The following is a 20,369-nucleotide window of genomic DNA, read 5'->3' on the forward strand; positions in this document are numbered from 1 at the left end:
GTTGCATGGCTGGATCATAGAGTGGCTATGACGCGGCGCCATGCGCCTTGTATCGTGGCCTTTTGGGACTCAAACGCGACCGTGGATGAATAGATCAGAGGTTCCCTAAGCCATGCCCAGACTCAACGGCGTACTTGAAACCGTTCTCTATACCCGCGACATGGCGGCCGCGCGCGAGTTTTTCGAATCCGTGATGGGGCTTTCCGCGCATACGGCCGATCATCGCTTTACCGCCTATGCGCTGGACTGGAACATGCTGCTGCTGTTTGCTGTCGGCGAAACCAGCGAGACGGTGCAGTTACCGGGCGATATGGGCACCATCCCGCCGCACGATGGCGCGGGCCGGCAGCATGTGGCCTTTGCCATTGAAGACGAGGCGCTGGCGGCCTGGGAGCAACATCTGGACGCGCGCGATATCGCCATCGAAGGCCGCACCCGCTGGCCAAAGGGCGCGGTGAGCCTTTATTTCCGCGATCCGGATGGCCATTTGCTCGAACTGGTCACCCGCGGCATATGGCCTAACTACTGACCCGAGCGCGACAGCGCGCCCGCGGGCGCCACTAGTCGACGGTGACGCGGTTGACTTCGGCGAGGCTGAGCACGCCGGCGCGCATTTTCTGCAGGCCGGCTTCGCGCAGGTCGATCACGCCATCGAGCTTGGCCCGGCGTTCGATATCGGCCGCGTTGCCACCTTCCATGATGATCTGTCCGATTTCGTCGGTCACGGGCATCACCTGATAGATGCCGATACGCCCCTTGTAGCCGTTGGTGCAGTTGTCGCAGCCGTCCGGGTTGGCTTCGTACAGCTCCAGCTGGTCGAGTTCGTCCTCGCGAAAACCTTCTGCGACGAGCTCTTCACGCGGGATCTGTGCCGGTTGCTTGCACTGGGGGCATAGCCGGCGCGCCAGACGTTGCGCAATGATCAAAGAAACCGAGGCGGCGATGTTGTAGGCCGGCACGCCCATGTTGACCAGACGGGTGAGGGTCTGCGGCGCATCGTTGGTATGCAGGGTGGACAGCACCATATGGCCTGTTTGCGCGGCCTTGATGGCGATTTCCGCGGTTTCGAGATCACGAATCTCGCCCACCATGATCACGTCCGGATCCTGGCGCAGGAAGGCGCGCAGGCAGCTCGCGAAGGTCAGCCCGACCTTGGGATGCACGTTGACCTGGTTGATGCCGGGAAGATTGATTTCGGCCGGGTCCTCGGCCGTCGAAATATTACGGTCGGCGGTGTTGAGCATGTTCAACGCCGTATACAGCGACACGGTCTTGCCGCTGCCGGTGGGGCCGGTCACCAGCACCATGCCGTAGGGGCGGTGAATGGTTTCCTCGAACAGCGCGCGCTGTTCGTTCTCGTAACCGAGGGCCTCGATACCCATCTGGGCGCTGGTGGGATCGAGAATACGCAGCACGATCTTTTCGCCGTGAAGGGTCGGGCAGGTCGAGACACGAAAATCGATGGCGCGATTCTTGGTCAGATTGAGCTTGATGCGGCCGTCCTGCGGCACCCGGCGTTCGGCCAGGTCCAGCCTTGCCATCACCTTCAGGCGGGCCGAAAGCCGCATGCCGAGACCTGCCGGCGGGGCGGCGACTTCGCGCAGCACCCCGTCCTGGCGCAGGCGTACGCGATAAGTCTTTTCATAGGGCTCGAAATGTATATCCGAGGCGCCCCGATTGATGGCGTCGAGCATCACTTTGTTGACGAAACGCACCACGGGCGCGTCGTCGGCATCCACCCGGCTGGCGTCGGTCTGCGCATCGGCGGTTTCGCCAGCGTCGTCGAACTGGATGCTGTCGAGGGAGACGTCGTCCAGGCCGGCCATCGCGCTGTCGATGGCGCTGAAAGCGTTGCCAATGGCCTTGGCCAGCTTGTCCTGCTCGACCAGGATCGGCTCGATATTCAGGCCAGTGCTGAACTTGAACTCGTCCAGCGCCTGCAGGTTGGTCGGGTCCGCCACGGCGACCATCAGATTACGGCCGCGCTGGTAGAGCGGCAGTACGCCATGCTTGCGGATCAGGTTCTCCGGCACCTTCTTGATCGGCATCTGGTCGACGTTGACCGCGCGCAGATCGAGCAGCGGCATCGAGAACTCTTCACAGGCGGCCTTGGCCAGTACCGCCGCCGACAGCACCCCGCTGTTGACCACGCGGGCCACGAAGGATTCGTCCTCCTGGTATGCCTGCTGCTGAATGTCGCGCGCCTTGTCGGCGTCGATCAGCCCATCCTCGACGAGCTGGCGAGCCAGGCCGCCCAGCGCCGGCGTGGCAAGCGTGTTCTTGTTTGTGGCCATAGGGTGTTCTCGAAATCGGTCGTATCCACCGTGCATGTTATCGGCAGGCGCGCGAATCGCGGCAGGGCGCCGTCACGGCAACAGGATTTTATGGCGTATGCCGCCAAGGTACCATCAACGCCGTGAAGACCACCGAGATAGATAAGGATCAATAGTGAAAAACATTTTCCAGGCCCTGCGTGAAAGCCACGACAAACAACGACGCCTGCTCGACGCGTTGACGGATACGCACGGGGATACCGACAAGCGCGAAGGCCTGTTCGCCGCGCTCAAGGCCGAACTGCATCACCATGCGGCCGCAGAAGAGCGTCACTTCTATGTGCCGCTGATGGAATACGACCAGACTCAGGAGAAGGCGCGTCACAGCGTGGCGGAACACCACGAAATCGACGAGCTCGTCGAAACGCTGGAGCAGACCGACTACAGCTCACCGGGCTGGCTGGCATCGGCCAAGAAACTGCAGCATTTGGTGACCCACCATCTTGAAGAGGAAGAGCAGGAAGTCTTCCAGGTGGCCGGTAAAGTGCTCAGCGACAGCGAGAAAACCGAGCTGGCCCGAACCTACGATGAGATGATGGAAGAACAGGCCGGCACGTAGAGCCACGCCTGCGAACCCGCTAGCACCGGGTGCCACGGCGCCCGGTGTTCATGCATGCCACGACCGACCATGCAGGGGCACGGGTCGAGACAGCGGCCGGACAGGCCGTAATTAACGCAGGGGCTGAATGCAGCGGGAATGACGAATAATGGTCGGAGTAGCAGGATTTGAACCTACGACCTCCACCTCCCGAAGGTGGCGCTCTACCAAGCTGAGCTATACTCCGAATCAGTGTCGTCGCTGGACCGAGAACCGGGCCAGCTCGACGAGTCCTTGCTTTGCTTCGGACTCTTCGAAAGCGGCGAGTGAGGCGATGGCCTTGTCGGCCTCCTCCGCGGCGCGGCGGCAAGTGTATTCCATCGCTTGAGTGGATTCAATCGCTTTCATGATTGAATTCATCGCATCGAGGTTGCCGTCGCGAAGTGCGGTACGAATCGGCGCGGCACGATCGGCGTCGAGACAGGCCAGGGCACGGATGACGGGCAGGGTGGCCTTGCCTTCGGCGAGGTCGTCGCCGACGTTCTTGCCGTAGCCGCCATCGCCGCGGCCGTAGTCCAGCGCGTCGTCGATAACCTGAAAGGCCACGCCGAGGTGGCGGCCGTAGTCGGCCATGGCCTGCTGCTGTTCGGCGCTGCAGCCGCCCAGCTGAGCGGCCAAACGACAGCCCGCCGAGAAAAGGCTGGCGGTCTTGCGATCCACCACTTCCAGATAGTCTGCTTCGGCGAGGTCGGGATTGTGGGCATGCATCAGCTGCATGACTTCACCCTCGGCGATACGGTTCGTGGCATCGGCCAGTACGCGCATCACGTCGAAGCTTTCCAGCTCGACCATCATCTGGAAGGCGCGCGAGTAGAGGAAGTCGCCCGTCAATACGCTGGCGTCGTTGCCCCATACGGTGTTTGCCGTTTCCTGACCGCGGCGCATGGTGGATTCATCCACCACGTCGTCGTGCAGAAGGGTGGCGGTATGGATGAACTCGATGATCGCGGCCAGCAGATGGTGCTTGTCGCCGGCATAGCCGCTGGCACGCGCGGCCAGGAGCACGAGAGCAGGCCGTAACCGCTTGCCGCCGCTGGAGATGATGTATTCGCCCAGCGTGTTGATGAGAATGACGTCGGAATTCAGGCGTGCGCGTATGAGCGCGTCGACCGCGCGCATATCTTCATCGACCGGCTTGAGAAGCGGCTGGATACTCATGGGGCAAGGGCTTGGAAAACAGCGGCAAACTTAGGCGCGCGCCCGTTTGCTGTCAAGAACAGCGATCGCTGTATTCAGTCGTTGACCGGGGGCGTTCGAAAACGTATCATTCGCGCTCTTCAAACGGGCATCAGCCCTTGTTTTTACGCGATGTGGAGTGGTCATGCACGCGGTTATACGCACCGGCGGTAAGCAGTACAGAGTTGCAGAAGGCGATATTCTGCGCGTCGAGAAGCTGGATGTTGAAGCCGGCAGCACCATCGATCTGAGCGACGTGCTTCTGATTTCGGACGGCGACAACGTCCAGATCGGCACGCCGGTACTCGATGGCAAGGCGGTTTCCGCCGAAGTGATGACGCATGCGCGCCATGACAAGATCCAGGTGATCAAGTTCAAGCGTCGCAAGAAGTATCGTCGTACCCACGGCCATCGCCAGCACTACACGCAGCTCAAGATCAAGTCGATCCCGGGCGCTTAAGCGCCGGTCGATTTGACAGCGCTTTCGCGCTAGGCTCACCCGATCAGGTTAGAGGACAGCACTCATGGCACATAAAAAGGCAGGCGGCAGTACCCGCAACGGTCGCGATTCCGAATCGAAACGCCTGGGCGTGAAGAAATTCGGCGGCCAGAAGGTCAAGGCCGGCAACATTATCGTGCGTCAGCGCGGCAACACTTTCCATGCCGGTGACGGCGTGGGTACGGGCCGTGATTTCACGTTGTATGCCAACGCTGATGGCATCGTGAATTTCGCCGTTAAAGGCCCGCGTAACCGCAAGTTCGTCTCGATTCAGGCTGTCGAGTAAGGACGCGCGCGTAAATCGCGAAAAAGGCCTCGCCGAGCGCGGGGCTTTTTTTTGTCCGACAATCGGGGTGTTGTGGTTGTAGCGCGCACGCCCTTTGCGGTCACCAGCCAAGAGAGAACGGCATGAAGTTCGTCGATGAAGCCAATCTGCGTGTCGAGGCAGGCGATGGAGGCCATGGCTGCCTGAGTTTCCGTCGGGAAAAATATGTCCCCCACGGCGGGCCGGACGGCGGCGACGGCGGCGACGGCGGCAGCGTGTACATGGTGGCCGATCACAACCTGAATACGCTCTACGACTACCGCGTCAGCCGCGTGTTCAAGGCTGAGCGCGGCGGCAACGGGGCGGGCAAGAACCGCACCGGCTCCAAGGGCGAGGACCGCTATCTGCCGGTTCCGGTGGGCACGCTGTGCTATGCGCGCGAAACCGGCGAACTGATCGGCGATCTCACCCACGACGGCGACACGCAGCTGGTGGCACAGGGCGGCTTTCACGGTCTGGGCAATGCGCGGTTCAAGTCGAGCACGAACCAGGCACCGCGCAAGACCACCGACGGCACGCCGGGCGAAATCCGGGAGCTGCGCCTCGAGCTCAAGCTGCTCGCCGACGTGGGTCTGGTGGGTATGCCCAATGCCGGCAAGTCCACGCTGTTGGCCGCGGTTTCCGGCGCGCGCCCGCGTATTGCCGATTATCCGTTCACGACCCTGAACCCGCAGGTAGGCGTGGTGAGCGTGGGCGCGCTGCGCAGCTTTACGCTGGTCGATCTGCCGGGTCTGATCGAAGGCGCGGCCGAAGGCGTCGGCCTGGGCCATCGCTTCCTGCGCCATATTCAGCGCACCCGCTTGCTGTTTCATGTCGTCGATCTGCTCGATTTCGATCAGGGCGACGTGGCCGAAAACGTGCGCATGATTGCCGACGAGCTGGCCCGGTTCAGCCCGCAGCTGGCCGAACGTCCGCGTTGGCTCGTACTCAACAAGATCGAAGTGCTCGACGCCCAAGAAGTCGCGTCGCTGCGCGATCGCATCGTGCAAACCCTGGGCTGGGACGGACCGGTGTATACCGTATCGGCGATCAAGCCCGACACGCTGCGCGTTCTGCTGGGCGATGCCATGGATCATCTTGATGCCGAGCAGGCGCGTCGTGAGTCCGAGCCGGAGGCAGCAAGCGACGCGAACGATAGCGACGGCGAAGGCGATGATTTCGACTCGTGAGGATCTGGCCGGCGCCCGGCGCTGGGTGGTCAAGATCGGCAGCGCGCTTCTGACCGCTGACGGTCGCGGGCTCGACCGCGAACGACTGGCCGGCTGGGCGGCTCAGATCGCCGCGCTGCAGAAATCCGGCTGTCAGGTCGTGCTGGTATCGTCCGGCGCGGTGGCCGAAGGGCTGGTACGGCTGGGCTGGCGTGAACGCCCATCGAGTCTGAGCGCGGTGCAGGCCGCTGCGTCGGTCGGCCAGGCCGGTCTGGCGGAAGCCTATGCCCGCTGTTTCGAAACCCACGGGCTGCGCACCGCGCAGGTGTTGCTCACCCACGAGGATGTCTCCGACCGGCGGCGTTATCTCAACGCGCGCAGTACGTTGATGACGTTGCTGGGGCTGGGCGTTGTGCCCATCGTCAACGAAAACGATGCGATCGCGACCGACGAAATCCGGGTGGGCGATAACGACACCATGGCCGCGCTGGCGGTGAACCTGCTCGACGCCGACGGGCTGATCATCCTCACCGATCAATCCGGCGTGTACGACGCCGACCCACGCCAGGTGCCGGATGCAAAGCGCATCGGCGAATGCGATGCCCACGACGCCGCGCTACTGGCGGCCGCTGCCGGCACCGGTGGCGCGCTGGGCCGCGGCGGTATGCGCACGAAAGTGCTCGCCGCGCGCCAGGCAGCCGATTCCGGCGCGGCGACGATCATCGCCGATGGCCTGGCGCCTGACGTGTTGGCACGCATCATGGGCGGAGAGTCGATCGGCACGCTTCTTACGCCCGGCCAGGGTGCCCGTCGTGCGGCGCGCAAGAACTGGATCGCCGGCCAGCGCCAGGTGCGTGGTTCGGTCCATCTCGATGCCGGCGCGGTCAAAGTTTTGCGCAGCGCCGGGCGTAGCTTGTTGCCGATCGGGATCACGGCGGTCGATGGCAACTTCCGGCGGGGGGATCTGGTCGCCTGTATTGGACCGGCCGGCGAAGAAATCGCCCAGGGGCTGGCCAATTACGATGCGAAAGAGGTGCGCCAGCTGGTCGGCCAATCCAGCGATCAGATCGAGGCGCTGCTGGGTTACGGCGGCGACGCGGAGTTCATCCACCGCAATAATCTCGTCCTGTCTCGCGAGGGTTAGCAGCGGCGATCGGCACGCTCAGCGCACGGCGGCCGCAATTCTCGCAGCCACAAAAAAGCCCGCGCTCGGCGGGCTTTTTCATTACGGGCCGAGTGGCGGCCCATAGGGTTCTATCAGGCGCTTGCCAAAGCCTTGATCTGCGCGTTCAGGCGCGACTTGTGGCGTGCGGCCTTGTTGCGATGGATCTGGCCCTTGCCGGCCATACGATCAATGATCGGGACCGCGGCCTGGAAAGCAGCACGGGCGTCGGCTTCGCTGCCGGCGGCGATGGCTTTCTGCACCTTCTTGATGTGGGTGCGCACGAGCGAGCGCTGCGCCATGTTGCGTTCACGACGGGTAACGGCCTGTTCGGCGCGCTTGCGGGCTTGCGGAGAGTTCGCCACTGAGCGGCTCCTCGAATTCGTTGAATGTAAGGTTGGCAGGCGCGCGATTATTGTGATTCTTGGCGCGTTTGTCAACTATTGCGGCGCGGGCCAAGAACAGGGCGGGACGGTTGCATGGCGACCACGGCCAATTCCCGCGTTTTGCCGGGCACAGCACGGCGCGGGCTGTGCAGGCCGCTTTCACAGCATTCGGCAATACCGCTATAGTGCGCCGCACTTTGGCGCATTCCTAGGATATCCATGGCTTCGTCGCTGGCGCGATCCACGAGTACGGTCGGTGTGATGACGCTGTTGTCGCGCGTGCTCGGGTTCCTGCGCGATGTGATTTTCGCGGTGATGTTCGGCGCGGGCGTGGGCATGGACGCGTTTCTCGTCGCCTTCAAGATCCCCAACTTCATGCGCCGGCTGTTTGCCGAAGGCGCCTTCGCGCAGTCGTTCGTGCCGGTACTGTCGGCGACCAAGAGCCGAGATACCGGTGCGGATGTCCAGCATCTCATCGATGTGGTCGCCGGCACGCTGGGGCTCATTCTTTTTGGCATTACCGTGGTGGGCGTTTTGGCCGCGCCGGCGTTGATCTATGTGTTCGCGCCGGGCTTTGCACAGCAGCCGGAACAGTTCGAGCTTGCCGTCGATCTGCTGCGATTCACTTTTCCCTATCTGCTGTTCATCTCGCTGACCGCGCTGGCGGGCGGGATTCTCAATACGTATGGGCGTTTCAGCGTGCCGGCGTTCACGCCGGTACTGCTTAACGTATGCCTGATCGGCGCGGCCATCGGTTTGGCGCCATATTTCGCGCGTCCCGAGATGGCGCTCGCCCTTGGCGTGCTCGTGGCGGGCGTGGTGCAGCTGGCGTTTCAGGTGCCGTTTCTGTTGCAGATCGATCGCTTGCCGCGCCCGCGCTGGGGTTGGTCGGAGCCGCAGGTACGACGCATTCTGTCTCTGATGCTGCCGATTCTGTTCGGTTCGTCGGTGGCCCAGCTCAATCTGCTGCTCGATACGGTCATTGCCTCGCTGCTGGCCGCCGGTAGCGTGAGCTGGCTCTATTACGCCGATCGATTGATGGAGTTTCCGCTCGGCGTTTTCTCTATCGCCATCGCCACCGTCATCCTGCCGAGCTTGTCGGCGCGTCATGCAAGCAAGTCGGCACGTGAATTTTCCGATACGCTGGACTGGGCGCTGCGGCTGCTGGCCGTGGTGGGGCTGCCGGCGATGGTGGGCATGTTCGTGCTTGCCGGGCCGCTGGTGACGACGTTGTTCAATTATCACTCGTTCGACGGGCACGACGCGCTGATGAGTCAGTATGCGTTGATGGCCTATGCGCTGGGATTCATGGGGTTTTCGTTGGTCAAGGTGCTGGTTACCGGATTTTTCTCGCGCGAGGACTCACGCACGCCGGTGCGCTGCGGAGTGATATCGCTCATCGGCGCCATGGTGATGAATCTGTCGTTCGTGGGATTGTTCACCTATATGGGCTGGCCGGCGCCGCATGCAGGACTGGCGCTGGCGACATCATTGGGCGCGTTCATCAACGCCGGGTTGCTCTACCGCTATTTGCGTCAGGCTGACGTCTACCAACCGAGTGCGGCCTGGGGCCGGCTGATACTGCAGGTCGGTGTCGGCTGTATCGCCATGGGCGGCGTGCTTTGGGTCGGCGCGGCGGATCTGTCCGTCTGGGTCGCGCGCGGCGCGCTGGCCCGGGTTGAATGGCTTCTGATATGGATTGGTGCCGGTATCGGCGTGTACTTCCTCGTACTCGCGTTGCTTGGGGTACGCCCGCGCCAGTTCATCATGCGGGAAACGGGTTAAGCATGCGTATTGTCCGTAACGTTCGCCGCATGAGCGCACTCGACCAGGGCTGCGCGCTCACGATCGGTAATTTCGATGGGTTGCATCGCGGTCATCAGGCGATCGTGCGTCAACTGCGCGAGCGCGCCCAGGCGCTGGGTGTACCGAGCGTGCTGATGAGCTTCGAGCCCATGCCGCGCGAATTTTTCGCCCCGGAGCGCGCGCCGGCGCGGCTGTCGTCGCCCCGCGAAAAGATGCGTATGGCTCAGGCACTGGGCGTGGATATCTTTGCCTGGGCACGTTTCGATGCCGAGTTTGCCGGCATGTCGCCGCACGCTTTTCTGGAAGACCTGCTCTCGGCGCGCCTGAATGCACACTATCTGTTGGTGGGCGAGGACTTTCGCTTTGGCCAGAAGCGCGCCGGCGATATCGAAACCCTGCGGGCATTCGCCCACGACCGCGAAATGGAGGTGGCACCGCTGCCGGACGTTCAGGTCGACGGTGCGCGCGTCAGCTCCACGCGGGTGCGCGATGCGCTCGCCGCCGGCGACGTGGCCCAGGCCAACCGTCTACTTGGCCACGCCTACTGGGTGAGTGGCCGGGTGGTTCAGGGCGAGCGGCTCGGGCGGACGCTGGGTTTTCCCACAGCCAATATTCGGCTCGCCCGTAAGCCTGCGCCGCGCTATGGGGTCTATGCGGTCTGGGTGTATATGGCCGACGGTGTGCGCCGGGCCGGGGCGGCGAGCTTTGGCATACGTCCGACCGTGAACGGCCGCGAGCCGCTGCTGGAGGTCTTCGTGCTCGATTTCGAGGGCGATTTATACGGCCAGCGGATTGACGTATCCTTCGAAGCGTTCATTCGTGCCGAAGAGCGCTATGATTCGCTCGACGCCTTGACCGCCCAGATGCATCGCGATGTCGCCCGCGTGCGGTCGCATCTGCAAGAGCCGGAATCCCCATGACGTTATCGACCGACAAGACGCGTACGTCCGACGAGCGCGGCTTCCAACTACAGAACGTGCACTGGCTGTGGCTATCGGCGGCGGTAATCGCCGTAGACCAGATCACCAAGCAATTGGTGGTGAACAACCTCGAGCTGTTCGACCGCATCCCGCTGTTCAGCTGGCTGAACCTCACCCTGATGCACAACACCGGCGCCGCATTCAGCATATTCGCCGGCGCCACACCGTGGTTCTTCGTGGGGTTGAGCGTCGTCGTGGCGGTCGGCATTCTCGTATGGATGCGCCGCCACCCCCACGGCGAGCGGCTGGTTGCCAGTGCGCTGGCCCTGATCATGGGCGGCGCGCTCGGTAATGCCATCGACCGCGCAGCGCGAGGCTATGTCGTCGACTTCGTCGATTTTCATATCTACGGCTGGCACTACCCGGCATTCAACGTGGCCGATAGCGCGATCGTGCTCGGTGCGATTCTGATGGGTATCGATATGCTGCGTCCCCGGCGGCATTAGAAGATCGCCAGGCATACGCCGCGCTGGCAGCCAGCGCGGCAGTCCGATAATTCCCGTCTTGCAGTGAGCCATGCCGACTTCGACAGCCGGTCGACAAGAGCGTTTGCTCGCTGGAAATCGTGGGCTCGGACGACGCTTGTGGCAGGCAAGCGTCGACCGCCGGGGCGCGTGGTCGCCTAACCATTGGGGCTGGGTGTTGTGTTTGCCTAAAGCCCCGACCGGTCGGTAGAAGTTAATGGCAACGGGCTAGGACTTCTTACAGGTCCCCCGCCTCACGACCGTTTGCTTGTTAGGCAAGCCGCAGCCGCGCCCCGCTGCACTTGGGCCTGATTGCTATCCCAGACTGCCTTGACCGCTCGCTGACGATGAACGATATCGTGCTGCTATAGCTTTGCGACAGGCGTCTGACTTCCCATTTACCAGCATTGTTGGCTGATCGCAGCGCCAACAGCGGCACCGTTCGCGGTTTTTTGCCCACGCTGGTTGATAGTCAGAGTTGTGCAGTCGTCGTTGGTTTGATCGTTCTGCGCGTTGGCGGATATCTGAAAGCCGTTCGCGTCGGCGCTGTCGATGTTGAGCGTATAAGCCTCATTCTCTGTTTCCGCGGCCATGCCGAGATCGGCGAGGTTCTGGGTATAGGTGTACTGGGTGGTGTAGAGGCGCTCCTGGCGATTCGCGGCTTGCAAGAGCGCGCTTTGCGCATCCGCCCGTCGCGATTTGCGCACCTGGTCGAGATAAGAGGGGTAGGCGATCGCGGCCAGAATGCCGACGATCGCCACCGTGATCATGAGCTCGATAAGCGTGAAGCCGTATGTTTTGCGTTGTCGCATGGTCTATCGCCTATCTATCGCCTGATCTCGCGCCAGCTGACGCGCTGGTTGGTGTTCTGGCCGGCATCCAGCAGCCAGGCGATATTGCCTCCGTCGCTGGTGTTGGAATTCACCTGCACAGTCCCGTCGTCGTTGAAGCTTAGCCCTAGGCCACCGACGGGCGACGACGTGCCGAGCACGATGCCGGAAGGGGCGACCTTATCGTTATCCCCGCCGATCAGATCGGCGCTATCGTGCTTTCGGTTTCCGTCCAGATCGAATATGGGACGTTCTGTCCGTCCGCCCGTATCGGCCCGCACGGCCATGATCGCGCCGGTCGCTTCCAAAGTGCACGTCTGCTCCGGCGGGACCAGGGTAGTGAACACTACCAGATCACCTACAAGCGTTGGCGTGTTGATCAGCAGCTCCCCGCTGCCGGAAGGCATGTCCATAAACCAGCCGCGCTGGCCGTCGCCGCCGCTGCTGCCGGTGTCGTAGCTGACCGGGTTATCGCTGACGACACGGTAGGTCGTGTCGCCGGATTTGACGTTTGTCACCGTCTGCTGCTGAAGGTTGGCGCGCGTGAAGTTGGCGGATGGGCTCGGCTTCTTTGCAGCGCTGCTTTCACGGTAGCTGAATACGTCGGCGTCCCAAACACCGTAGAAGGTGTTGTTTGCGTCGGCGTTGAACAGGGCGTCGGTTTTCTCCAGGTACTTGCCGGTGCCGAAGTACACCATCACGCCATAACCGGGGCCGTAGGGATGGACGCCGACCTGGGGTGCCATGGTGATGGGTTGTACGCTGCCGCCGGGGCCTCTGGCCGTGAACAGCTTTTTCACGGACCAATCGGAGGTGGATTTGGACGTCAGATCGAACCGCCACATGTTGCCGTACAGATCGCCCGCGTAGACGTAGTCGATAATGAAATCGTTATCGACATCGATCGGCGTGACCTCGCTCAGACCGTTCGGGTAGGCACTGGCCGCCGGCGCGGAATTTGTATCGATGGCGCTACGAATCGGTTCGCCATCGGCCATCCGTACGATATGCAGGGATGCGCTGCGGCCAGCGCTGTTGTAGCCGTTGCCGAACAGCGCGGCCCAGTCGCCGTTATGAAGACGCGAGATGGAGGGCTTGCCGTAGGTCTGGCCGAGTGCGCCGGACGCGGTGTACTCCCACAGAACCGTGCTTGAGGCGTTGGCTTCGCTGAAGTTGTCCGGATCGGTGATGTCTAGCGCATAAACCGCGTTGCCGCCGTTGTTCATGCCGCCGACGAGCACCGAGTGCCACTTGCCGCCGAAAAACGCGTCGCCGGTCGCAGGGGAACCGTCGACATAGTAGCGGTGCGTATAGTCCGGCTGGGTCAGCGCACCCACGTCGTCGAGCAGGGTGCCCGGCACATACGCCAGACGCTCCACGCCGCCGTCCACGCCGCTGCTTGCCTCGAATCCGTGCAGCATGCCGTCGTTGGCACCCACATAAACCATGGGTGTGCGATTGGCTTGTTGCTGGGCGAAGCCGTTGCCGCCCGGCTTGCTGTACGCGCTCCCGTTTTCAGGAAAACGGGCCGCGTTTCCTTCCAGGTGTTTGTCCTTCCAAACGGTCGGGTAGCGGACGAACTTCGGTTCGGCGACATAGGCCGGGGTGGATTGGACGATATCGCCCAGAACGTGGTCGCCGCGATTGCGAAACGGCCCGCCCTCGCTTCTTTCCTGAGTTCGGTCGCCGCGCAGATAGTTGATCTTGTCGGCGTTCAGATTGAGCGTGGCGTACAAGGATTCGAGTACGCTGGGACGAAATGCCTTGCCGGTGTATTTACCGCCGTTTGCGGTCGCGGTCAGTACGACGCGATTGCCGGGGCTGGGCATTTTTTCCGATGCCTTCCATACCGGCGTTTGTGCGACACCGCTGTTGGAAAGCCGGAACGCCCTGAGATCGCCTGACCAGTCGCTGCCCGAGTACGTGGCCTGAAAAGCCAGGCTCTCGGACGAAAGGCTGCGCGAATTAAGCGCAACGCCGCTGAACGAGCCGTCCTGGTTGAGAATTTCGTCCAGGGCGCCGGTAAAGGCGCTTGCGACCTCCACCGGCGTGCGCGCGTTGAGCAGCTTGCCGCGCGAATTGATGGTGGCGTGCCAAAGGTCGTCGATCTGCTCGCTGCCGAAGTTGTTCAGGCTGGGCAGGTCGGACCAGTTAGGCTTGTTGTCCCGATAAATCCGTTCGTCGGTGTAGTCCTGGCTGGGGTCGAACAGAACGCCGCGCTGGCCGAGGGTCACGCCGAGCGTGACCATATGCAGGTCGGTTTCGCAATCAAGCCAGGGGTCCGGACGGGCATCGCCACAACCGGCGGGCACCCGGAGTTGGTTGCGCTCAAAGCTGCCCACGCGGCCAAGGTTTTCGTAGTACTGCATCGCAACGTCGGCGATCGAGTTCGACTCATTGTCGCCAAAGGGCGCGCCGTAGCGGGCATTGGCACGACTGTTGAGGTCGGCATTGTCGACGCCGCTAACCGAAGAGTTGTTGTAACCGTCGGTGAACAGAATGGCGAAATTGCGCTGACAAGCGGATTGAATGATGTTCGAGTTGTTGCGCAGCTGTTCGCCCAGGTACTTCAACGCCGGCCGGTTCGGCGTACCGCGGGCCTGTGAAAAATCGGTATTGAAGATCTGGCTGTAGAAATCCGCGCGGCCATCCGGCTGAGAGCTGTTTTCGATACCCAGATTGCGCATGACCAGGTTGGCCGAGCTGTTCTGGTTGGCCTGGTTGATTGTGCAGGCACCGACATGCACGCCGCTGATCTCGTCGAACGCAGCGACTACGCCGGCTCGGGTTGCCAGATGACGCTTGCGGTAATAGGTATACCAGTTGGCGAAATTCTGGATGGCCTTGTTATAGGCCGCGGTGCTGACGAAATTGCCGGGTTTGATCTCGTAGCCTACAAGGGTCTTGTCGCCGTTGGGGGCATGGCCGACGCGGGTGGGCGAGCCGGATTTCCAGCCGAAAGAAGCAGGCAGAGGCGTGTTAGAAGGCAGGTAGAACGTCGCGGGAAAGTAGGAGATCGGGACAAGCTGGTTGTTGTTGAATGTCGCCGTGCTCGAGCTGGTCTTCCATTCGTAGCCGTATTCACGACAACTGAACAGGCCAAAACGCACGCAGACAACGTCCGCATATCGGACGTTGCCGAACGGGGTGTTGTTGAATACGGCGAAGGTATAGCCGTCGTCCGTGCGCTCCAACACCTGGGTCAGGTTGAGCCTGTGGCTGCCGGTGACGGGATCGGCCGGTGCGTTCGTGGGGCTACTATTCGGCTTGCCAAGCCACGGATCGTAAGTAGGCACCGACGGGTCAAAATAGGCGCTGTTGTAAGCCGGGGAGCGCGCGAACGCGAAGGCCGGAATGGGCGGCGCCGCGTAGTAGTTCGAATAGATACGACGGTCGCGATCGGAGCCGTTATAACCGTTCGGGAAAAGATAGGCGTAGGCGTTGTTGCTGCTCTGGACGAAGCCGCTGCCGGTCCAGGTCGAACTGCGGTTGCCATCCCAGTACAGCAGGCCGCTGTCAGTGGGAAACAGCGTTTCGAAATCCATCGAGCCCGAGTCGTCGACCGCGACCAGGATATTGGGGGGCACATTCACGCCGGACAGCAGTGGGCGATCCGCCAGATCGAGGTTCTGTGCAAACACGGTGCTCGTGCTGAGCGCGAATGCGATCGAGAAGAGGCCCAGGCAAAGGATGCGAGATTTGGTAAGCATGAGATCGCCTCGACTCAACGGGGGGTTCGTTCGTAGATGCTCTGGGTAACAGCGATGGCGGCCGGATTGGCGCCGCGCGCGAATGCCGTGATGCGGTAGCGAATCGAGCCGTCCCCATCAGCCCCCGCACATCGCTCGGGGTTCACGCTGTTTTCGCAGTCCTCGACGTCTTCGATGACGTAGCGCACCGTCGGCGCCGGTGTGGAACTGCCGCCCGCTGCGGCAGGCGGAGAATAGGTCTGGATCGCAGCAGAACCCGAATCCCATATCGCCGGGTCGAAGTAATCCGCCCCGCTGTTGCCATCGAATACGCGCGCCTGACAGACCACGAGCGTGTTCGGATTATTCGCGCTGTCGTTATTGCCGCTGTTGGCATCGAAAGAGCAGGCGCGCGTCTGCAGGTCGGGCGTCACTGCGGGCGACAGCCGGAGTTCGGCGGCGCGTAGGGCCGCATCCGCCGCCTGACGGGCCTGCGATTTTTCGCGCAGGTTGGAGGCCATGCGCTCCTGCAACGTCGAAGAGCTGATCGCCGAAACGGCGAGCAGGGTAATGACCACTAGAAAGATCAGGCTCGTCACGAGCACGAAGCCGTTTTCGGTGCGGGGTTTCGGTAGCTTGATCGTATGTTTCATGGGATCGCGTTGCGTAGAGCGACGACCTGGTCGACCAGCTGGTATGCGTGACGGTTGGTCGCGCTGAAATTGTTGCCGTAGGCGAAAGCGAAGTTGTGACTCGTCGCGGTGGGCGTGATGTTGTCCTCGCTTTCCAGCAACAGCTGCAGACGAACGCTCACCACGTTGTCGGCATTGGCGCCGCCCACCGAGTTGGCGTAGGTATTGACCGAACCATCCCGGTCGGTATCTATGCCATAGGTCACCTTGAATCGGGCCACGTTCTCTACGATCGGCTGCGGCACCGAGCCGGACGAACGATCACGGCACAGAAGGCTGTTCTGGTCGTTCACGTACAGCTCCAGGTCGGCCATCCTCAGGTTGCTGAGTGGCAATTCGGCCACGCCCGCGTCCGGACCGTTACAGCCGTCGTGGCTGGAGCCCGCCTGGAAGCGCAGACGCAGCGAGTCATTCCCGTCCGCGCCGCCGCTGGTAGAGCTTACGAATGCAAGGTTGGCGAATGGTGAACTGGCGCGGAACAGGTCGCGGGTGTCGATCTCCACGCGATAACCGGCGTGTGCCACCACGTTTTCGATCACAAACGACGCCAGCCGAGCGTTTTCCTGCAGGCCGGCCATATCGCGCTGAAAGCTGAAGCTGTTGCGGTTGCTTAAAAGAATCTGCAGCACGCCGGCGAGCAGCACGAGCGAGACGACGAGGGCCACCATCAGCTCGACCAGGCTGAAGCCCGCGCTGCGGTTGGGTTGCAAGGGCTTCATGGGCGCACCTCCGTTACGAAGGAGCGGCTCGTCGGCGCAGTAGAGCCGCTGGTGTCGTCGCGCTCCTGCCAGGTGATGGTGACCTGGTAGCGCAGGCATGCGGTGCCGTCGTTCTGTACACAGTTGATCGCGCCGCGCCCGTCCGGTAGCAGGCCCTGTCCGCTTGCGCTCTGATCGCCCAGCGATCGGTCCCAGACATAAGCGTCGTAAGTGGCCATTTGCGTGGGCGTGCAGGCGGTGCCGTTTTCACAGAGTGTTGGTGGCGAGCCAGCCGAGGGATTGTTCACGTTGTTATATGCATTGGCAGCAACCCCGGCCCGGTTCGCGCGCATGCGGTCGGCGATATTATCGGCGGCGAAAGTGGCCTGGGTTCGGGCCGAAGACACCTGGGTATTGACGATGCTCACCGTCTGCAGGCCGAGCAGGCCAAGCAGGCCTATGGAAACGATCACGATCGTGACCAAGGCTTCCAGCAGGGTGAATCCGGCGTTATGAATAGGATGATTCATCACGAGCCCCGGGCTTCCAGACGTTCGATACGTCCGCTGGTCGCGATACGGATTTGCGTGCTGTCGCTGGTGTCGTTGGAGGTGACGGTGAAAGTGCCGTTGCTGGTACGGGCGAAGCCGTTGGCGTCGAAGACCACGGGTGTGCCGGTGCCGCGGCTGAAGCCCACGTTGATGGTGCCGTCCAGGCGGCCGTGCACGCGAAGAATGTTGTCGTTCGTGGGCGCTGTTGTGCCCGCAGCGGGTGCGAAGATGATCCAGCCCTCATCCCAGTTGCCGCCGCCGCAGCTCGTCTGATTGGAACTTGCGCAAACATTGACCGGCTGTCCGCGGGTCACGGCTTCGCTACGGGCGTAGTTGAAGTCGCCCACCAGGTCGTTCGCGTTGGCCGCGATCGTATTTCGCTGCACCATGCCCAGATAGGAGGGGATGGCGATCGCCAGCAAAATGGCGGCCACGGCGATGGTCACCAGCAGTTCCAGCAGGGTGAAGCCGCGGTTTGAGGTCGGAGCAGACGAACGCAGATTACGCATGATTGCAGTATCGGCGTTCCGAAGAGGTTTATTGCGGATGCGCCGACCGGCGTAAAAGAGGGGCCGATGAACGGCAGCGGCTGTCGCTGGCAAATCTCAGGTCGGTCGGCCATGGGTCGGTTTCGACCGGCCCGTCAACGCATGGGGAATGCGTCATGAGAGGCCGATGGTGCCGGGGAGAGGAATCGAACCTCCGACCTACTAATTACGAATCAGTTGCTCTACCGACTGAGCTACCCCGGCTCCGAATTCGGCAAGGCGCGGATTATAGAGAAAGGTTTGCCCGCAAACAATGCTTGCTTTGACTGCAGGCGGTGCAGCACCGTCTACAACTGCAACGGATGGCGGCCCGCCGTCATGGCGGGCCGTCTTTATCGAACGAGGCAGGGCTAGTCGTCGTTAGCCGCAAGTTCCGGCGTGAACGTCGGTGCACTACGCGGCCGCACTGTCTGCTGATAGCCGTAGGCAATGCGAATGAGCATCGGCTCATCGAACTCGCGGGCCAGAAGCTCCATACCTACCGGCAGGGCCGGGGCGCTGTCGTTACCGGCGGGCTGCACCATACCGGCCGGCATGCTCAGCGCCGGAAAGCCGGAGAACGGGCTCAGTCGATTATTGCGACCCGTCGTCGGCGAGGCGCCCAACCTGGGTGCGAGGCTGAGTACCGAAGGGTAGAGCAAGACGTCGTAGGGGGCGCCGAGGGCGTTGGCGTTGGGGCCGTCTCCGTCGCGATTGTCGAGGATGCGCATCAAGCCGCTACGTACGATCGTCGGGCGCTGTTCGAGGTTGCGTTGATAGTCCTGTCGATACGCCACGGCCTGGGCGCTGGTATCGCTTTCGTCTTCTATCGCGCGGCCGATCTGACCATAGGATGCGAATGTGCCGGTATGACGCGCCTCGTAGCCGCCGCTGGCCTCCACCGCATCGAAACTGCGCAGGTGCCCGTCCAGATTCGACGGCCAGCTCATCAGGTAGGCGGTGAGATCGTTGCGGAACTCGAAGCGCGAATTGCTGGCAAAGCCGGTGAGATTGTCGAGCGCAACGCTGCGCGCGGTCAGGTCGTCGGCCGTGAGCACGTCCACGGTCGCGCCGGCCGCGCGCATGGCGTCGATGGCCTCGCGGATCTTGGCCTGGACCTGGACATTCTCGTCGGTGTTATCGCCGAACAGCGGTTGGAGCGCTGCGATGCGTACGCCCTCGAGACCGTTCGGGTCGAGATAGTCGGTGTACGTGGCGGGAACGTTGGTAATGACTTGATACGCTTCGGCGGTCTCGATCGCGGCCGAGTCGTAGGCGAAGGCCTGGCGTTGGTTGGCATAGGCCCCGTCGTCGAAACCGACCATGGCGTCGAGCATGAGCGCGCAGTCCTGAACGGTTCGGCACATGGGCCCGCCGGTATCCTGGGATGCCGCCAGCGGCACGATACCGTCCTGGCTCACCAACCGCAGGCTGGGCCGTATACCCACAAGGCCTTCAAGGCTGGAGGGCACGCGAATGGAACCGCCGGTATCGCTGCCGGTGCCGGCCATGGCAAAGCTGGCGGCGATGGCCGCACCGGTACCCGACGACGAACCGCCGGGGCCTTTGGTTGGATCGTAGGCGTTCTTTACCTGGCCTTCGATCGCGCTGCTGCCGATAAAGCCGAATGCGAATTCGTCGAGGTTCGCCTTGCCAAGGATGATGCCGCCGGCGTCGACGATACCCGTGACCGAGAAGGCATCGTCGGGTGAGCGGTTGTACTGCATGGCGGTACCGCCGGCGGTTGTGGTGACGTCGGCCGTGTCGAAGTTGTCCTTGAGTAGAACCGGCACGCAATGCAGCGGTCCACTCGGGCCGTCGACGGCATAGTTGCGGTCCAGCATACGGGCACGATCGAGTGCGCGCGGATTGAGATTGATCACCGCGTGCAGGCTCGGCCCGGCGTCGTCATAGGCCTCGATACGGTCGATATAGCCTTGTACCAGCGCCTCGCAGGTCAATGTGCCGGCCCGCATCGCGGCATGGGCCTGGTCGATGGTGCCTTCGACGAAGTTAAACGTGGCGGGTTCGCCGGGCGTCGCGGTGCCGTTATCGTCGACGGTGACGTTATCGCCGTCCGAATCACTGCAGCCAGACAGTAGTGCGCCCAGCAATAACAGGCTGAACGAGAGCCTTGATTTCATGGTGTCCCCAAAAGGTGTATGGATCCGCTCGACATCGAGCGCAGGGCGGTCGACGGGCTGTGCCAAAGCAGTGCGTAGGCCTGTGCCCGCGTCGCGCCTGGTGGGCGTAAGCAAGACCAATGCCATTGCATGGCAGCTACAGATTGCGCAGGCCCGGATTGGCGGACGGGCTTGCGCTGGGCCTGTGCTGTCTCGGACAATGCGCAGCGCGCGAGCACTGCGGAGAGGTGGCAGAGCGGTTGAATGCACCGGTCTTGAAAACCGGCAGGGGTTCACGCCCCTCGTGGGTTCGAATCCCACCCTCTCCGCCATCGCCGTGCTCCCTACCTGCAATGACAGCCCGCGCCGCCCGCGCTTTTCG

19 protein-coding genes and 3 tRNA genes are annotated in these 20,369 nt (G+C 62.4%); 10 read left to right on the forward strand and 12 right to left on the reverse strand.

Annotated features, from left to right (window positions below; genetic code table 11):
- The first annotated feature begins 112 nt into the window (after positions 1-112).
- Entirely contained in the window at positions 113-529 is a 417-nt protein-coding gene (locus ABNU97_RS03635; RefSeq protein ID WP_348765392.1) for a VOC family protein, read from the forward strand.
- 31 nt (positions 530-560) lie between these two features.
- Here the strand turns inward: ABNU97_RS03635 and pilB are convergent, their stop codons facing one another.
- Positions 561-2,294: a type IV-A pilus assembly ATPase PilB gene (gene pilB, locus ABNU97_RS03640; RefSeq protein WP_348765393.1), complete on the reverse strand. Its 1,734-nt coding sequence runs from the start codon at positions 2,292-2,294 to the stop codon at positions 561-563.
- Between the two features lie 154 nt (positions 2,295-2,448).
- Here pilB and ABNU97_RS03645 point away from each other — a divergent pair, with 154 nt between their 5' ends.
- Positions 2,449-2,892 (forward strand): hemerythrin domain-containing protein, encoded by a 444-nt coding sequence (locus tag ABNU97_RS03645; protein WP_348765394.1) that lies wholly within the window; start codon positions 2,449-2,451, stop codon positions 2,890-2,892.
- Between the two features lie 149 nt (positions 2,893-3,041).
- Here ABNU97_RS03645 and ABNU97_RS03650 read toward each other — a convergent pair.
- A tRNA-Pro gene (locus ABNU97_RS03650) sits at positions 3,042-3,118 on the reverse strand.
- Positions 3,119-3,120: 2 nt separating this feature from the next.
- Positions 3,121-4,089, reverse strand: coding sequence for a polyprenyl synthetase family protein (locus tag ABNU97_RS03655; protein WP_348765395.1), 969 nt, complete (start codon positions 4,087-4,089; stop codon positions 3,121-3,123).
- A 163-nt stretch (positions 4,090-4,252) separates the two neighbouring features.
- Between ABNU97_RS03655 and rplU the strand changes: the two genes are divergently transcribed.
- The 4 genes from rplU to proB all read left to right on the forward strand — a co-directional run bounded on the left by rplU (position 4,253) and on the right by proB (position 7,223).
- Complete coding sequence (gene rplU / locus ABNU97_RS03660) at positions 4,253-4,567, forward strand: 50S ribosomal protein L21 (RefSeq protein WP_293626433.1); 315 nt, start codon at positions 4,253-4,255, stop codon at positions 4,565-4,567.
- Between the two features lie 64 nt (positions 4,568-4,631).
- Positions 4,632-4,892, forward strand: coding sequence for a 50S ribosomal protein L27 (gene rpmA / locus ABNU97_RS03665; protein WP_293626432.1), 261 nt, complete (start codon positions 4,632-4,634; stop codon positions 4,890-4,892).
- A 122-nt stretch (positions 4,893-5,014) separates the two neighbouring features.
- A complete protein-coding gene (cgtA, locus tag ABNU97_RS03670; RefSeq protein ID WP_348765396.1) occupies positions 5,015-6,100 on the forward strand; it encodes an Obg family GTPase CgtA in 1,086 nt (361 codons plus the stop codon).
- Positions 6,084-7,223 (forward strand): glutamate 5-kinase, encoded by a 1,140-nt coding sequence (gene proB / locus ABNU97_RS03675; protein ID WP_348765397.1) that lies wholly within the window; start codon positions 6,084-6,086, stop codon positions 7,221-7,223. The genes cgtA and proB overlap by 17 nt, the downstream gene beginning before the upstream one ends.
- Before the next feature lie 113 nt (positions 7,224-7,336).
- Here the strand turns inward: proB and rpsT are convergent, their stop codons facing one another.
- Positions 7,337-7,606 (reverse strand): 30S ribosomal protein S20, encoded by a 270-nt coding sequence (gene rpsT, locus ABNU97_RS03680; protein ID WP_293626427.1) that lies wholly within the window; start codon positions 7,604-7,606, stop codon positions 7,337-7,339.
- Between the two features lie 240 nt (positions 7,607-7,846).
- Between rpsT and murJ the strand changes: the two genes are divergently transcribed.
- The 3 genes from murJ to lspA are packed head-to-tail and all read left to right on the forward strand — an operon-like array spanning position 7,847 to position 10,859.
- Positions 7,847-9,412 (forward strand): murein biosynthesis integral membrane protein MurJ, encoded by a 1,566-nt coding sequence (gene murJ / locus ABNU97_RS03685; RefSeq protein WP_348765398.1) that lies wholly within the window; start codon positions 7,847-7,849, stop codon positions 9,410-9,412.
- Positions 9,413-9,414: 2 nt separating this feature from the next.
- Complete coding sequence (locus tag ABNU97_RS03690; protein ID WP_348765399.1) at positions 9,415-10,353, forward strand: bifunctional riboflavin kinase/FAD synthetase; 939 nt, start codon at positions 9,415-9,417, stop codon at positions 10,351-10,353.
- A complete protein-coding gene (gene lspA, locus ABNU97_RS03695) occupies positions 10,350-10,859 on the forward strand; it encodes a signal peptidase II (protein WP_348765400.1) in 510 nt (169 codons plus the stop codon). Before ABNU97_RS03690 ends, lspA begins: the two co-directional genes overlap by 4 nt.
- Before the next feature lie 416 nt (positions 10,860-11,275).
- Here lspA and ABNU97_RS03700 read toward each other — a convergent pair whose 3' ends face one another.
- From ABNU97_RS03700 to ABNU97_RS03735, 8 genes are all read right to left on the reverse strand, one after another.
- Entirely contained in the window at positions 11,276-11,689 is a 414-nt protein-coding gene (locus ABNU97_RS03700; RefSeq protein WP_348765401.1) for a type IV pilin protein, read from the reverse strand.
- 14 nt (positions 11,690-11,703) lie between these two features.
- Positions 11,704-15,417, reverse strand: a complete 3,714-nt coding sequence (locus tag ABNU97_RS03705) for a PilC/PilY family type IV pilus protein (protein ID WP_348765402.1) — start codon at positions 15,415-15,417, stop codon at positions 11,704-11,706.
- 14 nt (positions 15,418-15,431) lie between these two features.
- Positions 15,432-16,049 carry a PilX N-terminal domain-containing pilus assembly protein gene (locus ABNU97_RS03710; protein ID WP_348765403.1) on the reverse strand — a complete coding sequence of 206 codons (618 nt, stop codon included), beginning with the start codon at positions 16,047-16,049 and terminating at the stop codon, positions 15,432-15,434.
- Positions 16,046-16,807 carry a PilW family protein gene (locus ABNU97_RS03715; RefSeq protein ID WP_348765404.1) on the reverse strand — a complete coding sequence of 254 codons (762 nt, stop codon included), beginning with the start codon at positions 16,805-16,807 and terminating at the stop codon, positions 16,046-16,048. The genes ABNU97_RS03710 and ABNU97_RS03715 overlap by 4 nt, the downstream gene beginning before the upstream one ends.
- Positions 16,804-17,316: a type IV pilus modification protein PilV gene (gene pilV / locus ABNU97_RS03720; RefSeq protein WP_348765405.1), complete on the reverse strand. Its 513-nt coding sequence runs from the start codon at positions 17,314-17,316 to the stop codon at positions 16,804-16,806. The genes ABNU97_RS03715 and pilV overlap by 4 nt, the downstream gene beginning before the upstream one ends.
- Positions 17,316-17,846, reverse strand: a complete 531-nt coding sequence (locus ABNU97_RS03725) for a GspH/FimT family protein (protein WP_348765406.1) — start codon at positions 17,844-17,846, stop codon at positions 17,316-17,318. Before ABNU97_RS03725 ends, pilV begins: the two co-directional genes overlap by 1 nt.
- 167 nt (positions 17,847-18,013) lie before the next feature.
- A tRNA-Thr gene (locus ABNU97_RS03730) sits at positions 18,014-18,089 on the reverse strand.
- Positions 18,090-18,235: 146 nt separating this feature from the next.
- Entirely contained in the window at positions 18,236-20,008 is a 1,773-nt protein-coding gene (locus ABNU97_RS03735) for an amidase family protein (RefSeq protein WP_348765407.1), read from the reverse strand.
- A gap of 221 nt (positions 20,009-20,229) precedes the next feature.
- On the opposite strand from ABNU97_RS03735, the gene ABNU97_RS03740 reads away from it, so the two are divergent.
- Positions 20,230-20,319 (forward strand) — tRNA-Ser (locus tag ABNU97_RS03740).
- Positions 20,320-20,369 lie beyond the last annotated feature (50 nt).

Origin of the sequence: uncultured Salinisphaera sp. (genome assembly GCF_964012375.1) — a bacterium.
In the GTDB taxonomy this organism is placed as follows: domain Bacteria; phylum Pseudomonadota; class Gammaproteobacteria; order Nevskiales; family Salinisphaeraceae; genus Salinisphaera.

Excerpts from the sequence above, each read along its gene's own strand:
- ABNU97_RS03635 (WP_348765392.1), top strand. The coding sequence starts at position 113 with ATGCCCAGACTCAACGGCGTACTTGAAACCGTTCTCTATACCCGCGAC.
- pilB (WP_348765393.1), bottom strand. The coding sequence starts at position 2,294 with ATGGCCACAAACAAGAACACGCTTGCCACGCCGGCGCTGGGCGGCCTG.
- ABNU97_RS03655 (WP_348765395.1), bottom strand. The coding sequence starts at position 4,089 with ATGAGTATCCAGCCGCTTCTCAAGCCGGTCGATGAAGATATGCGCGCG.
- rplU (WP_293626433.1), top strand. The coding sequence starts at position 4,253 with ATGCACGCGGTTATACGCACCGGCGGTAAGCAGTACAGAGTTGCAGAA.
- rpmA (WP_293626432.1), top strand. The coding sequence starts at position 4,632 with ATGGCACATAAAAAGGCAGGCGGCAGTACCCGCAACGGTCGCGATTCC.
- cgtA (WP_348765396.1), top strand. The coding sequence starts at position 5,015 with ATGAAGTTCGTCGATGAAGCCAATCTGCGTGTCGAGGCAGGCGATGGA.
- proB (WP_348765397.1), top strand. The coding sequence starts at position 6,084 with ATGATTTCGACTCGTGAGGATCTGGCCGGCGCCCGGCGCTGGGTGGTC.
- murJ (WP_348765398.1), top strand. The coding sequence starts at position 7,847 with ATGGCTTCGTCGCTGGCGCGATCCACGAGTACGGTCGGTGTGATGACG.
- ABNU97_RS03690 (WP_348765399.1), top strand. The coding sequence starts at position 9,415 with ATGCGTATTGTCCGTAACGTTCGCCGCATGAGCGCACTCGACCAGGGC.
- lspA (WP_348765400.1), top strand. The coding sequence starts at position 10,350 with ATGACGTTATCGACCGACAAGACGCGTACGTCCGACGAGCGCGGCTTC.
- ABNU97_RS03700 (WP_348765401.1), bottom strand. The coding sequence starts at position 11,689 with ATGCGACAACGCAAAACATACGGCTTCACGCTTATCGAGCTCATGATC.
- ABNU97_RS03705 (WP_348765402.1), bottom strand. The coding sequence starts at position 15,417 with ATGCTTACCAAATCTCGCATCCTTTGCCTGGGCCTCTTCTCGATCGCA.
- ABNU97_RS03710 (WP_348765403.1), bottom strand. The coding sequence starts at position 16,049 with ATGAAACATACGATCAAGCTACCGAAACCCCGCACCGAAAACGGCTTC.
- ABNU97_RS03715 (WP_348765404.1), bottom strand. The coding sequence starts at position 16,807 with ATGAAGCCCTTGCAACCCAACCGCAGCGCGGGCTTCAGCCTGGTCGAG.
- pilV (WP_348765405.1), bottom strand. The coding sequence starts at position 17,316 with ATGAATCATCCTATTCATAACGCCGGATTCACCCTGCTGGAAGCCTTG.
- ABNU97_RS03725 (WP_348765406.1), bottom strand. The coding sequence starts at position 17,846 with ATGCGTAATCTGCGTTCGTCTGCTCCGACCTCAAACCGCGGCTTCACC.
- ABNU97_RS03735 (WP_348765407.1), bottom strand. The coding sequence starts at position 20,008 with ATGAAATCAAGGCTCTCGTTCAGCCTGTTATTGCTGGGCGCACTACTG.